General features: G+C 68.5%; 12 protein-coding genes. 7 read left to right on the top strand and 5 right to left on the bottom strand.

The features are described 5' to 3' along the window. The first annotated feature begins 25 nt into the window (after positions 1-25). Together J5837_RS00945 and J5837_RS00940 are read left to right on the top strand one after the other, a co-directional pair. Entirely contained in the window at positions 26-463 is a 438-nt protein-coding gene (locus J5837_RS00945) for an OsmC family protein (RefSeq protein ID WP_210534848.1), read from the top strand. Continuing rightward, a complete protein-coding gene (locus J5837_RS00940; RefSeq protein ID WP_210534847.1) occupies positions 456-1,148 on the top strand; it encodes an alpha/beta fold hydrolase in 693 nt (230 codons plus the stop codon). Before J5837_RS00945 ends, J5837_RS00940 begins: the two co-directional genes overlap by 8 nt. On the opposite strand, the gene J5837_RS00935 is transcribed toward J5837_RS00940, so the two are convergent. After that, positions 1,145-2,464 (bottom strand): aminotransferase class V-fold PLP-dependent enzyme, encoded by a 1,320-nt coding sequence (locus tag J5837_RS00935; RefSeq protein ID WP_210534846.1) that lies wholly within the window; start codon positions 2,462-2,464, stop codon positions 1,145-1,147. The genes J5837_RS00940 and J5837_RS00935 overlap by 4 nt on opposite strands. A gap of 190 nt (positions 2,465-2,654) precedes the next feature. Here J5837_RS00935 and J5837_RS00930 point away from each other — a divergent pair, with 190 nt between their 5' ends. Next, positions 2,655-3,341: a glycine zipper 2TM domain-containing protein gene (locus tag J5837_RS00930; RefSeq protein WP_210534845.1), complete on the top strand. Its 687-nt coding sequence runs from the start codon at positions 2,655-2,657 to the stop codon at positions 3,339-3,341. 79 nt (positions 3,342-3,420) lie between these two features. Here J5837_RS00930 and J5837_RS00925 read toward each other — a convergent pair whose 3' ends face one another. Beyond that, complete coding sequence (locus tag J5837_RS00925; protein ID WP_210534844.1) at positions 3,421-4,299, bottom strand: PhzF family phenazine biosynthesis protein; 879 nt, start codon at positions 4,297-4,299, stop codon at positions 3,421-3,423. A 23-nt stretch (positions 4,300-4,322) separates the two neighbouring features. Further along, a complete protein-coding gene (locus J5837_RS00920; protein ID WP_210534843.1) occupies positions 4,323-5,183 on the bottom strand; it encodes a PhzF family phenazine biosynthesis protein in 861 nt (286 codons plus the stop codon). 182 nt (positions 5,184-5,365) lie between these two features. Between J5837_RS00920 and J5837_RS00915 the strand changes: the two genes are divergently transcribed. From J5837_RS00915 to J5837_RS00900, 4 genes are all read left to right on the top strand, one after another. Continuing rightward, positions 5,366-7,981, top strand: a complete 2,616-nt coding sequence (locus tag J5837_RS00915; protein WP_210534842.1) for a bifunctional aspartate kinase/diaminopimelate decarboxylase — start codon at positions 5,366-5,368, stop codon at positions 7,979-7,981. Continuing rightward, positions 7,974-9,338 (top strand): UDP-N-acetyl-alpha-D-muramoyl-L-alanyl-L-glutamate epimerase, encoded by a 1,365-nt coding sequence (gene murL, locus J5837_RS00910; RefSeq protein WP_210534841.1) that lies wholly within the window; start codon positions 7,974-7,976, stop codon positions 9,336-9,338. The genes J5837_RS00915 and murL overlap by 8 nt, the downstream gene beginning before the upstream one ends. Beyond that, entirely contained in the window at positions 9,319-10,752 is a 1,434-nt protein-coding gene (murD, locus tag J5837_RS00905) for a UDP-N-acetylmuramoyl-L-alanine--D-glutamate ligase (RefSeq protein ID WP_425504807.1), read from the top strand. The genes murL and murD overlap by 20 nt, the downstream gene beginning before the upstream one ends. Positions 10,753-10,913: 161 nt before the next feature. Then, complete coding sequence (locus J5837_RS00900; protein WP_210534840.1) at positions 10,914-11,702, top strand: dienelactone hydrolase family protein; 789 nt, start codon at positions 10,914-10,916, stop codon at positions 11,700-11,702. Between the two features lie 54 nt (positions 11,703-11,756). Here J5837_RS00900 and J5837_RS00895 read toward each other — a convergent pair whose 3' ends face one another. Then, a complete protein-coding gene (locus J5837_RS00895) occupies positions 11,757-12,353 on the bottom strand; it encodes a uracil-DNA glycosylase family protein (protein ID WP_210534839.1) in 597 nt (198 codons plus the stop codon). A gap of 20 nt (positions 12,354-12,373) precedes the next feature. After that, complete coding sequence (locus J5837_RS00890; protein ID WP_210534838.1) at positions 12,374-13,372, bottom strand: polyprenyl synthetase family protein; 999 nt, start codon at positions 13,370-13,372, stop codon at positions 12,374-12,376. Positions 13,373-13,385: the final 13 nt, after the last annotated feature.

Raw genomic sequence — 13,385 nt, 5'->3', positions numbered from 1 at the left:
GCTTCCCCCAATCCGGAGCACCAACATGGCTTTCAAGCGTTATGCCGATGCGCAGTGGAATGGCGACCTGCAAGCGGGCAAGGGCAGCATCAGCACGCCGCAGAGCGGCCTGTTCGAGGCGCAGAACTATTCGTTCAAGACGCGGTTCGGCGACGAGAAGGGCACCAACCCGGAAGAGTTGCTGGCCGCGGCGCACGCCGGCTGCTTCAGCATGGCCCTGTCGGCGGTGCTGGGGAAGGAAGGCTTCACCCCGGACAGCATCAACACCCGCGCCGAGGCGACGATGGAACCGGGCATGGATCCGGGCCCGACCATCACCGGCGTCAAGCTGGTCGTCTCGGCCAAGGTGCCGGGCATCGATGCGGCGAAGTTCCAGCAGATCGCCGAAGCGGCCAAGGCCGGCTGCGTGATCTCGCGCGCGCTGTCGGTGCCGGTGTCGCTGGAAGCGACCCTGGTTGAATAAACCGCACCACGCGCTGCTGGTCCACGGCGCCGGCGGCGGCGCCTGGGAATGGAACCTGTGGCGCGGCGCGTGGCAGGCGCAGGGCATCGAAACCGATGCCTTCGAACTGCAGCCCGCGCCTGCCGGCCTGGCGGCGACCACGCTGTACGACTATCTCGTCCAGGTACGGGCGGCGTTGCACGCGCTGCCGCGTCCGCGCGCGCTGGTCGGCGCCAGTCTTGGTGGGCTGCTCGCACTGCTGGCGGCCGACGATGCGGACGCGCTGGTACTGGTGAATCCGCTGCCGCCCGCGCCCTGGCATGCGCAACTGCCGGTGCGGGAGTGGCCGGAGGTAGTGCGCTGGCAAGGCGATGCGCGGTTGGCGACGACGCGGCGCGCGATGCCCGACGCCGACGATGCGAGCGCGCTGTTCGCGTTCCGCCATTGGCGCGACGAAGCCGGCGCGGTGTTGCGCGAAGCCCACGCGGGGCTCGCCGCGCGGAAGCCGGATTGCCCGCTGCTGCTGATCGCATCCGCACAAGACGAGGACGTGCCGCCCGCTGTCGCAAGGGCGATGGCGGATGCGTGGGGTGCCAGTCTGCTGCAGACGTCGTCCACCAGCCATGTCGGTCCATTGCTCGGACGGCACGCGGCCGCCATCGCCCGACAGGCCGCGGCGTGGCTGGATGAACTTTCGCCCGGCTAGGCCGCGATCTCCCGCACGGCGGCTATCGCGCGATCCACTTCCTCCGGCGTGTTGATCAGGCTGGGCGCCAGGCGTGGATAGCTGACCGCGTAAGGGCTGCTGCTGGCGATGATGCGCCGCTCGAGCAGGCGCTTGACCACGTCGTCGGTCTTCACGCCGTCGATCTCGAACGCCACCAGGCCGGCCGACAGGTCGCCCGACATCGGGGTGTGGATGCGCACCTTGCCGATCCCGGACAGGCCGGCCTTGAGCTGGTCGTTGAGCGCGCGGATGCGCGCGGCGACGCGGCTGCGGCCCATGCGTTCGTGCATGCCGAACGCAGCGCCCATCGCCCATTGGTGTTCGAACGCGTGGAAGCCGCCCGGACTCATGCGCGCGGCGTTGTTGGGCGTGGCCGGGGCGCGGTCGTGGGACCAGGCGTCGTAGCTTTCGAAGTCGCTGAAGTCGGGAATGGTCGGCGTCAGCCGCGCCCAGTTCTGCGCGCTGGCCCATACCAGCCCGGTACCGCGCGGGGCGAACATCCACTTGTGGCAACCGGCGCAGAAGTAATCCGCGCCCATCGTGGCGACGGTTTCGTCGGTCGAACCCAGGCCGTGCACGCCGTCCACCACCAGCAGCACGTCGGGGTGGCGCTGTTTCAGGGCGGCGGCGATCTCGCGGATCGGCAGGCGCATGCCGCTGCTGGAATGCACCCAGGTCAGGCCGACCACGCGCGTGGCCGGCTTCACCGCGGCCAGCAGGCGTTCGATCATCGACCCGGTGCTGGCCTGCGCGGCTTCGTCGAACAACGGCACGCGGCGCATCGTCGCCCCGGCGCGCCGGGTGGCGAGGCGGATCGATTCGTGGTGCGAATAATGATCGTGGGTGGTCGCCAGCACTTCGTCGCCGGCCTTCAGCGGCAGCCCGTGGTAAACCAGCGCCAAGCCTTCGGTGGTGCTGCGGGTCAGCGCGATGTCCTCGGCGCCACCGCCCAGGTAGCGGGCGATCGCGGCCCGCACCTGCAGCGGGATGTTGTGGGCTTCGTCTTCGAACATGCCCTGTTCGATGACCTGGAACGGATTGCGGTCCATCGCGCGCCGCCATCCGTCGATCGCATCGCGCACCGGGGCCGGGTGGCTGGCGATGAAGAAACTGGCGAAATGCATCCAATCGGGATCGAGCTGGAATTGCCCGCGCACCTTCGACCAGTCGGAGAGATCCGGCATCCGCGGCGTCTCCTCGGCGAGCGCGACTGCGAAATCGCCCGGTAGCAAGGCGGCGGCGCCCAGGGCGGCGGGAACGGCGAGGAACCGGCGGCGGCTGAGGGTTGCGTTCATGGCGGATTTCCCGGGGTGGTTGTGCGAGACAACGGCTGGCCATCGGCCGTGCGGCCACGGATTGCGCCGCTCGCCTTCCGGCAAGCTGTCGCAGGGGTAAACGGTGCGGAAAGCGCCGGTCGAATTCAGATTCGTTTCACCCGTGCGACCCGACGATGCGCCTGCGCCATTCCGGCGCGGGGAGCCCTCCATGAAACGCCTTTCCGCCAGCCTGCTCGCCGCCAGCCTCGCCTTCGCCGGAGTCGCGTCCGCGCAGAGCTACGGTTCCTCGCGGGACGTCTACGACAGCCGCGGCTACGACAACACCAACGATTACGACTATGCGCGGGTGGTCCGGGTGGATCCGATCATCGGTCGCGGCGGGTCGCGCACCACTTCGCAGAACTGCACCTATCGCCGCAGCGACGAGGTCTACGCCGGTGGCAACGACGGTTACTACGACCGCGACGGCTATTACCGGCGCGACGACGGCTACAGCCGCGACGGTTATTACGACCGCGATGGTGCGTACCGCCGCGATGGCGGCAGCGAAACTGGCCGCACCATGGCCACCGTGCTCGGCGGCATCGCCGGCGCGGTGCTGGGCAGCAAGGTCGGCAACGGCAGCGGGCGCTACGTCGGCACCGCGGTCGGCTCGATGGTCGGCGGCATGGCCGGGCGTTCGATCTACGACAACACGCAGCGCAATCGCCAGGCGCAGACCGGCACCGTGCGCGTCTGCGATCCCGAACCGGTCAACGGCCGTTATTACGGCAGCGACGAGCGTGTGGACGGTTACGACGTGACTTACGAATACGCGGGTCGCACCTACCACACCCGCACCAGCTACAACCCCGGCGACCGCTTGCGCGTGCGGGTGTCGGTGACGCCAGAATAAAGGCGAGTACCCATCCGCGAACACGACGAAGGGGCCGCAAGGCCCCTTCGTTTTTCCTTCTCCGGGCGGGAGAAGAAAATCAGCGCCAGTCGATTTCGCCGCTGACCACGGTCTGCACCTGTCCGCCCGACCACACGTCGCCGTCGGCATCCACCTGCAGCTCGAGCAGCGCGTCGTGGCCGACCTCGCGCCCCTGGCTGACCCGGTAACGGCCCTCGTGGCCTGGCAAGGCGTCGCGCGACTTCAGCCACGCGGCCAGCGTCGCGTTGGCCGCGCCGGACGCGGCGTCTTCGAACGCCGCCGGTGCCCCGACGAACGCACGCACCGCCAGGTCGTAGGGTTGGCCGGGCGTACGTGCGTAGGCGCACAGGCCCATGCTGTCGGTGGCCTTGGCCAGCGCCGAAATCGCGACCCAGTCCGGCTGCGCTTCGCGCAGGCTGGCTTCGTCCTTCAGCTCCGCCAGCCACCAGCGGCGACCGCCGTCGACCAGCGCCGGCGGCAATGTGCCGGCGGGAAGATTCCGCAAGGCATCGCGTAACGGTCCTTGCGGCGCCTCGGCGGTTTCGACCACCTTCGCCCGCGGCGTACGCACGGCGATGCGTCGCGTGCGGCCTTTGCCGTCGACGCGCAGCGGCAGCAGCCCGGCGATGCCCTCCTGCACCAGTACGCCATCGCGTGGCGCGGCGAGCCCGGCTTCAAGCGCCGCATGCGCGGTGCCGACGCTGGGGTGGCCGGCGAACGGCACTTCGCGGCGCGGGCTGAAGATGCGAATGGCGTAGCTGACGTCGGCACGTGTGGCCGGAAACACGAAGGTGGTCTCCGGCAGCCGCGTCCAACGGGCGATGGCCTGCATCGCATCGTCGTCGAGGCCGACGGCATCCAGCACCACGGCCAGCGGATTGCCGGCGCCGGGGCGGTCGGCGAACACATCGAGTTGCAGGTAGCGGCGCAAGGTCATGGGCGTGGGATATGGGGGAGGGATTACCAGTCGATGCGGCCGTCGATGATCTGCTGCACCTGGCCGCCGATCCAGACTTCGCCGTCGGCGTCCACGCGCAGCGCGACCCGGCCGTCGCGGCCCAGTTCGCGGCCCTGGCTGGCGACGTATTCGCCGTTGCGGCCCGGCAGACGGCCGTCGCGGTGGAGGAAGGCGGCGACCAAGGCATTCGCGCTGCCGGTGACCGGATCTTCGGGCACGCCGACCGCGTCGCCGGGGCAGAACGCGCGCACGACGAGGTCGTGGGCCGGCGAGGGTTCGCGCGCGAACACCGCCACGCCGGTCGCCGCGGTGGCGTTCGTCCATGCGGTGATCGCGGCGAAATCCGGCTGCAGTTGCCGCACCTGTTCGGCCGATGCGGCTTCGACCAGCCACCACGAAGGGCCGTTGTTCCACAACACGGCGGTCCTATCGATCGCGCCCAGTCCGGCGGGCGCCATTGGCGGCGCGTTCTCAACGGGCCGGCCGCGAGGGCTGCGCAATTCGATCCGCACCGGTGCCTCGCCGCGCACGCGCACCGGCAGCAATCCCGCCTGGCATTGCTGGACCAGCCTGCCGTCGCGCGGCGCGGCCAGGCCATGGGTCGCCACGGTCCAGGCGGCGCCTACGCTCGGGTGGCCGGCGAAGGGCAATTCGCTGCCGGGGGTGAAGATGCGGATGCGGTAGTCGGCACCGGCTTCGGAGACCGGCAGGAAGAAGATGGTCTCGGACAGGTTCAGCCATGCGGCGAGCGCCTGCATCGACGACGTATCCATGTCGGTGGCATCGAGGACGACGCCCAATGGATTGCCGGCGCCAGGACGTTCGGCGAACACGTCGAGCTGCAGATAACGGCGGGTGGCCATGGGGGAAGCCGGGGCAGGGCGGTGCAGCGTAGGAAGCGCCGGCGCAGGCGTCAATCGAAAGTGGCGGATGAAACCGTCCGCTGGCCCGCGTTCCTTTGGGGCGTTCCTGTAGTGCGTTCCTATAGAATCGGCGGTTCCGCCCGCCGGTCGGGCTTCCGCCCCCAACATCGACCAACGCCAAAATGTCAGCTTCCCCCGCCGTCTCCTCGCCCGATCGCTGGATCGTCCTCAAGTTCGGTGGCACTTCGGTGTCGCGTCGTCATCGCTGGGACACGATTGGCAAACTGGCGAAGAAACGTGGCGACGACAACGACGCGCGGGTACTGGTGGTGGTGTCGGCGCTGTCCGGGGTGACCAACGAGCTGACCGCCATCGCCGACGGCGCCGTCGACAGCGCACGGCGGGTCGAAGCGCTGGCGCAGCGCCACCGCGAATTCGCCGCGGAGCTGGACCTGGACGTCGAAGCGGTGCTGGGCGCACGCCTGTCCGCGCTGCAAGGCCTGCTGGCCGACCCGCGTGCACGATCGCGCACGCTCGACTGGCAGGCCGAAGTGCTGGCCCAGGGCGAACTGCTTTCGTCCACGCTCGGCGCCGCCTACCTGCGCGCGCAGGGCCTGGACATGGGCTGGATGGATGCGCGCGAATGGCTGCACGCGGTGCCGCCCGCGCCGAACCAGAGCGAGTGGTCGAAGCGCCTGTCGGTGAACTGCACCACCGCGCCCTCGGCCGAATGGCGCCAGCGTTTCGCCACGCAGCCGAGCCGGTTGCTGATCACCCAGGGCTTCATTTCCCGGCACCAGGACGGCGGCACCGCGATCCTCGGCCGAGGTGGTTCCGACACGTCGGCCGCGTACTTCGGTGCGTTGCTCGGCGCGAAGCGCGTGGAAATCTGGACCGACGTGCCCGGCATGTTCAGTGCCAATCCGAAGGAAGTACCGGATGCGCGGCTGCTGACCCGCCTCGACTATTACGAAGCGCAGGAAATCGCCACCACCGGCGCCAAGGTGCTGCATCCGCGTTCGATCAAGCCCTGCCGCGATGCCGGCGTGCCGATGGCGATCCTCGACACCGAGCGTCCGGAACTGCCGGGCACCAGCATCGACGGCAATGCCGAACCGGTGCCGGGGGTAAAGGCGATCAGCCGCCGCAACGGCATCGTGCTGGTATCGATGGAAAGCATGGCGATGTGGCAACAGGCCGGCTTCCTCTCCGACGTGTTCGAAGTGTTCAAGCGCCATGGCCTGTCGGTCGACCTGATCGGTACCGCCGAAACCAACGTCACCGTGTCGCTGGATCCGTCCGAGAACCTGGTCAACACCGACGCGCTGGCCGCGCTGTCGGAAGACCTGGCCAGGCTGTGCCGGGTCAAGATCATCGTGCCGTGCGCGGCCATCACCCTGGTCGGCCGCGGCATGCGTTCGCTGCTGCACAAGCTGTCCGAGGTGTGGGCCACGTTCGGGCAGGAACGCGTGCACATGATCTCGCAGTCGTCCAACGACCTGAACCTGACCTTCGTCATCGACGAAGCCGACGCCGACGGCCTGCTGCCGGTGCTGCACGAGGCGCTGATCGACAGCGGCGCGATGCCGGTGTACGAAGGCGGCGTGTTCGGCGTGCGCTGGCGCGAGCTGAACGGCCAGTTCCGGCCGCGGCCGCTGCCGTGGTGGCACGATGCCGGCAAGCGCGACGCATTGTTGCGGCTGGCTGCGAAGTCCACGCCGACTTATGTCTACGATCTGGCCACGGTGCGCGAACGCGCGCGCCAGCTGAAGGCCATCGCCGCCATCGACCAGCGTTACTACGCGATCAAGGCCAACTCGCATCCGGCGATCCTGCGCGCGCTGGCCGAAGAGGGGTTCGGCCTGGAGTGCGTGTCGCTGGGCGAGATCCGCCACGTGCTGGCCAGCGTGCCCGGCTTCGCGCCATCGCGGATCCTGTTCACCCCCAGCTTCGCCCCGCCCGACGAGTATCGGCAGGCGTTCGAACTGGGCGTCAACACCACCATCGACAGCGTCGAGATCCTGCAGCGCTGGCCGGAGGTCTTCCGCGGACGCCGGGTCTGGCTGCGCATCGACCTGGGCCACGGCGGCGGACACCACGCCAAGGTCAATACCGGCGGCAAGCATTCCAAGTTCGGTCTGTCGGTGCAGCGCGTGGACGAGTTCATCGACACCGCGCGCGCGCTGGGCCTGACCGTGACCGGCCTGCATGCGCACATGGGCAGCGGCATCGACAACCGCGAGCACTGGCGGATGATGTTCGACGAACTGGCCGGCTTCGCCCGCCGCATCGGCAGCGTCGAGACCATCGACATCGGCGGCGGCCTGCCGATTCCGTACAGCGAGGACGACGAACCGTTCGACCTGGAGGGCTATGCCGCCGGCCTGGCCGAGATGAAGCAGGTGCATCCCGCGTTCCGCATCGCCATCGAGCCGGGCCGTTTCCTGGTCGCCGAGTCCGGCGTGCTGCTGGCGGACGCGACCCAGGTGATCGAGAAGGACGGCGTGCGCCGGGTCGGGCTGGATGCGGGCATGAACGCGCTGATCCGGCCTGCGCTGTACGACGCCTGGCACGACATCGCCAACCTGTCGCGGCTGGACGAGGTCCGCGAGCTTGATTTCGGCGTGGTCGGACCGATCTGCGAGTCGAGCGATGTGTTCGCGCAGCGGGTCAAGCTGCCGGCCACGACCGCGCCGGGCGATGTGATGCTGATCGCGGACGCCGGTGCCTATGGTTTCAGCATGGCCAGTACATACAACCTGCGCGCATTGCCGGGTGAAGAGGTGATCGATGTCTGATTGGTTGTTCAAACGCGACGAGGTGAAGGCATTCCGCTTCGTCCGTTGCGGCTTCGACGCGCAGAGCGGTGTCGCGACGCTGGTGTATGCGTTCGACGACGGTTCGGAAATGACGGAGACGGTCACGGTGCCGGGTGCGCCGTTCGCGTTGGACGCTGCGCGCGCGAAGGCGGTCGAAGCCGCGCTGCGCCTGCTGCACCTGATCGCCGGCGTCAGCTATTACAAGGCGGCGGTGCCGGCGGAGATCCGCATCGATGCCTATTCCATCGACAAGGACACCGCAGCGTTCCTCGAGACCGTGTACGTCAACGGCCTGGGCGAATTCGCCTACCGCAACGGCCTGAACCTGCACGGGAAGATCGCATTCCCGCACGTCGACACGCCGGATTCGGCAGGCGCGCCGACGCTCGGCCTGCGCGAACATGCGCTGGTCGCGATCGGCGGCGGCAAGGATTCGCTGGTCAGCATCGAAGCCTTGCGTTCGGCCGGGGTCGAGCAGACGGTGACCTGGATCGGCGGTTCGCAGTTGATCGCCGCGTGCGCCGCGCGCACCGGCTTGCCGACGCTGAACCTGGGCCGCGCGCTGGCGCCGGAGCTGTTCGAACTGAACCGGCAGGGCGCCTGGAACGGCCACATCCCGGTGACCGCGATCAACTCGGCGATCATGGTGCTGGCCGCGGTGCTGCACGGTGCCGACCAGGTGGTGTTTTCCAACGAGCGCTCGGCCAGCTACGGCAGCGTGATCCCGGGTACGGGTGAGGTGAACCACCAGTGGTCGAAGGGCTGGGCCTTCGAGAAGGCGTTCGGCGAGTACGTGCAGTCGCGCGTCGCCGCCGACCTGCATTACTACTCGCTGCTGCGCCCGCTCAGCGAGCTCGCGGTGGCGCGCCAGTTCGCGAAGAATTCGCATTACGACGCGCATTTCTCCAGCTGCAACCGCAATTTCCACATCCTCGGCGAGCGCCCGGCCAATCGCTGGTGCGGCGTGTGCCCGAAGTGCCATTTCGTGTTCCTCGCGCTGGCGCCGTTCATGCCCAAGCCGCGCCTGGTCGGCATCTTCGGCCGCAACCTGCTCGACGACGCATCGCAGGCCGGCGGCTTCGATGCGTTGCTGGAGTTCCAGGACCACAAGCCGTTCGAATGCGTCGGCGAGGGCAAGGAGTCGCGCGCGGCGATGGCGCTGCTGGGCGAACGCCCGGAATGGCGCGAGGACGCGCTGGTGGCGCGCTTCAATCGCGAGATCCGCCCGCAGCTGGATCCGCGGGAGCTGGCCTTGCCGCCACTGCTCGAGATCGGCGATGAGCATCGCGTCCCCGCCGCGCTGTGGGAAAAGCTGCGTGCGCAGTTCGCCGCCTGACGGCAAGCCGATCCGCCTCGCCGCGCTCGCAGGCCGCAAGGTCGCGTTGTGGGGCTGGGGCCGCGAAGGCCGTGCGGCCTACCATGCCTTGCGCGCGCGCGAAGCGGACTGGCCGCTGACGCTGTTCTGCTCGCCGAACGAGATCGACGACGCGCGCGCGCTGGGCGATGGAGCGTTGCAGGTCGAAACCGAAGCGACGGCGGAAAAACTCGCTGCCTTCGATGCCGTCATCAAGTCGCCGGGCATCAGTCCCTACAAGCCGGAAGCACGGGCCGCGACGGAACATGGCACGCGCTTCATCGGCGGTACCGCGCTGTGGTTCGGCGAGCATGCCGATGCGCAGGGTTTCGTCCCGAATGCGGTGTGCGTGACCGGCACCAAGGGCAAGAGCACCACGACTTCGCTGCTGGCCCACCTGCTGCGCGCTGGCAGCCATCGCACGGTGTTGGCCGGCAACATCGGCCTGCCCTTGCTGGAAGTGCTGGATCCCCGGCCGGCGCCTGAATTCTGGGCGATCGAGTTGTCCAGCTACCAGACCCGCGACGTGGCCGACAGCGGCGCACGGCCGCAGGTCGCGGTGGTGTTGAACATCTTCCCGGAACACCTCGATTGGCATGGCGGCGAAGCCCGCTACATCGAGGACAAGCTGGCGCTGGTGACCGGCGCGAGGCCGCGCGTCGCCGTGCTGAACGCCGCCGATCCGATCCTCGGCAAGCTCGCGTTGCCGGACAGCGAGATCCGCTGGTTCAACCGCGAGGACGGCTGGCACCTGCGTGGCGACGCCTTGCATCGCGGCGACGCCTTCGTGCTCGACACCACGCGCGTGCCGGTGCCAGGGCGGCACAATCGCAGCAATCTGTGCGCGGTGCTCACCGCCATCGAAGCGATGGGCCTGGACGCAGTGCCGCTGGCCGCCGCCGCGGAATCGTTCCGCCCGCTGCCGAACCGCCTGCAGACGCTGGGCGAACGCGACGGCATCGTCTACGTCAACGATTCGATCAGCACCACGCCGCACGCCAGCCTGGCCGCACTGGACGTGTTCCGCGATCGTCGCGTGGCCTTGCTGGTCGGCGGTCACGACCGTGGCCTGGACTGGCACGATTTCGCCGAACGCATGCGTACGCAGGCGCCGGCCGTGATCGTGACGATGGGCGCGAATGGTCCGCGCATCCACGACCTGCTCGCGCCGCTGGCAGGCGAGGGTGGCTTCCAGCTCGCTGCCGCCGACGATCTGCTTTCGGCGATGAGGAAGGCGGAATCGCTGCTCGGCGGCCCCGGCGTGGTCCTGCTATCGCCCGGGGCGCCCAGCTTCGGCCAATATCGCGATTACGTTGCCCGCGGCCGCCATTTTGCCGAACTGGCTGGTTTCGATCCCGAGCTGATCTCTGCGATTCCGGGCATCGGCATCGCCTGATCCGACAGAGCATCGTGGGGAAGTTTGTGGGAGCGGGCTTGCCCGCGATTGCTTTTTCGGAATACGGGGAGAAGCGTCCGTAGTGTCGGGGAAAGTGAGCACCTAAGTCCGCTGCCACGGGGAGTACACTCGTTGTCATCCCGACGAAGAGGACCGACGCCATGCGCAAACGTTCAGCCTTCCTGTTCCTGTTGACCCTGCTGTTCGCATCCGCCGCCATGGCCGCGCCGCAAGCGAAGCCGGTGGAGTGGCGGATCGGCAAGCAGGCGTTTTCCGGCTACCTGGTCTACGACGACGCGGTGGCGACGAAGCGTCCCGGCCTGCTGATGGTGCCGGACTGGCTGGGCGTCACCGACAACGCGATCGCCAAGGCCAAGCAGGTCGCGGGCAGCGAATACGTGGTGCTGGTCGTCGACATGTACGGCAAGGGCGTCCGGCCGAAGAACGCGGACGAGGCCCTGGCCCAGGTCAAGCCCCTGTACGCCGCGCCGATGGTGATGCGCGCGCGGATGCTGGTCGCGCTGGACACGCTGAAGGCGCAGGCCGGCAAGAAGGCCCCGCTGGATGCGGCGAAGATCGGCGCATTCGGCTATTGCTTCGGCGGTTCCTCGGTACTGGAGCTGGTGCGCGGCGGGGCTGAAATCGCCGGCGCGGTGACCTTCCACGGCGGACTGGGCACCTCGATGCCGGCGAAGGCGGGCGCGGTGAAGACGCCGGTGCTGGTGCTCAACGGCGCCGACGACAGGGGCACGGCGGGCGATATTGCCGGTTTCGAGAAGGAAATGAACGCCGCCGGCGCCGACTGGCAGTTCGTCAACTTCAGCGGCGCGGTGCATTGCTTCGCGCTGGAAACCGCCAACAGCCCGCCGGGCTGCATGTACAACGAACGCGCGGCGAAGCGGGCGTACCGGATGATGGAAGACTTCTGGAAGGAACGCTTCGGCCGGTAGAGCGGGGCTTGCCTCGTTAGCCTCATCGATCACGCGAGCGGGGCAAGCCCCGCTCTACGGTGGATCGTCGCGCTGCGCCAACACCTCGGCTACACGCTGTCGAAGTGCTGGCAGCATTTCTTCGGCGAACCACGGGTTGCGTCGCAACCATAGTCCGTTGCGTGGGCTCGGGTGCGGCAAGGGCACCACGGAAGGCCAGTATTCGCGCCAGCATCGCACCGTCGCGGTCAGCGAGGCGCCGGCATCGGGCAGGTGCCAGGCAATCGCGTAGCGGCCGATGACCAGGGTCAGTTCGATGTTCGGCAGGCTGGCCAACAGTTGCGCACGCCAAGCGGGGACGCATTCGGGACGCGGAGGCAGGTCGCCGCCGGATCCCGTGCCCGGGTAGCAGAATCCCATCGGTACGATGGCGACCCGGTTGGGATCGTAGAAAACCTCGGGCGACATGCCGAGCCAATCGCGCAGGCGGTCGCCGCTGGCATCGGTGAATGGCTTGCCGGAAGCGTGCACCTTGCGACCGGGCGCTTGCGAGGCGATCAGGATGCGGGCTTCGGCGCCCGCCTGCAGCACCGGTCGCGGTCCCAGCGGCAGGTGCGGCGAACACAAGGTGCAGCCACGGATCTCGCGGAGCAGTGCGGGCAGCGGTGGCATGCGCCGGAAAGCTTGCGTTTTCAGTGCCCGCGTTCCACCGCGTAACGCGCCAGTCCGTGCAGCGCGGCGACCGCTTCGTTGTCGGCAAGGCCGTCCAGTGCATGCATCGCCGCATCGGCATATTCGAAGGCGCGCTGGCGGCTGTATTCCAGTCCGCCGGTGGCGCGGATCGCGGCCAGCACTTCGGGCATCGCCGAGGCATCGCCTTCGCGCACGATTTCCTTCAGCCGCGCGGCGACGGTTTCGTCGGAATGGCGGATCGCGTGGATCAGCGGCAACGTGGCCTTGCCTTCGGCCAGGTCGTCGCCGAGGTTCTTGCCCAGCGCTTCCGCATCGGCGGTGTAGTCGAGTACGTCGTCGGCGATCTGGAATGCGTAGCCGAGGGCCATGCCGTAGTCGTACAGCTTGCGCTGGATCGCTTCGCCGGCCTCGGACGCCAACGCGCCGAGCTGGCACCCGGCGGCGAACAGCACCGCGGTCTTGCGTTCGATCACCCGCAGGTACGCCGCTTCGTCGGTGTCGGGGTTGTGCACGTGCAGCAGCTGAAGCACTTCGCCTTCGGCGATGCGGTTGGTGGTGTCGGCGAGGATGCGCATCACCGGCATCCGGTCCAGTTCCACCATCAACTGGAAACTGCGCGAATACAGGAAGTCGCCGACCAGCACGCTGGGCGCGTTGCCCCACAGCGCGTTGGCGGTGCTGCGGCCGCGGCGCAGGTCGGATTCGTCGACCACGTCGTCGTGCAGCAGGGTCGAGGTATGGATGAATTCGACGATCGCGGCCAACTGGTGGTGCGCGGCGGCGACCGGGCCGGTCGCCCGGCCCGCCAGCGCCACCAGCATCGGCCGAAGGCGCTTGCCGCCGGCCGAGACGATGTGGTCGGCGATCTGGTTGATCAACACCACGTCGGAGGCAAGGCGCGCGCGGATCAATGCATCGATGGCGGCCATGTCCGCGGCGGCCAGGGCCTGGATCTGGGGCAGGGAAGGCACGGACCGGGGGGCTGCGACGGCGGACATGGGCGAAGGCGCG

This window comes from Pseudoxanthomonas helianthi (assembly GCF_017939625.1).
GTDB classification, from domain to species: Bacteria; Pseudomonadota; Gammaproteobacteria; order Xanthomonadales; family Xanthomonadaceae; genus Pseudoxanthomonas_A; species Pseudoxanthomonas_A helianthi.
The sequence above is the reverse complement of the archived record's forward strand: the minus strand, read 5'-3'. Positions and strand labels throughout refer to the sequence as shown.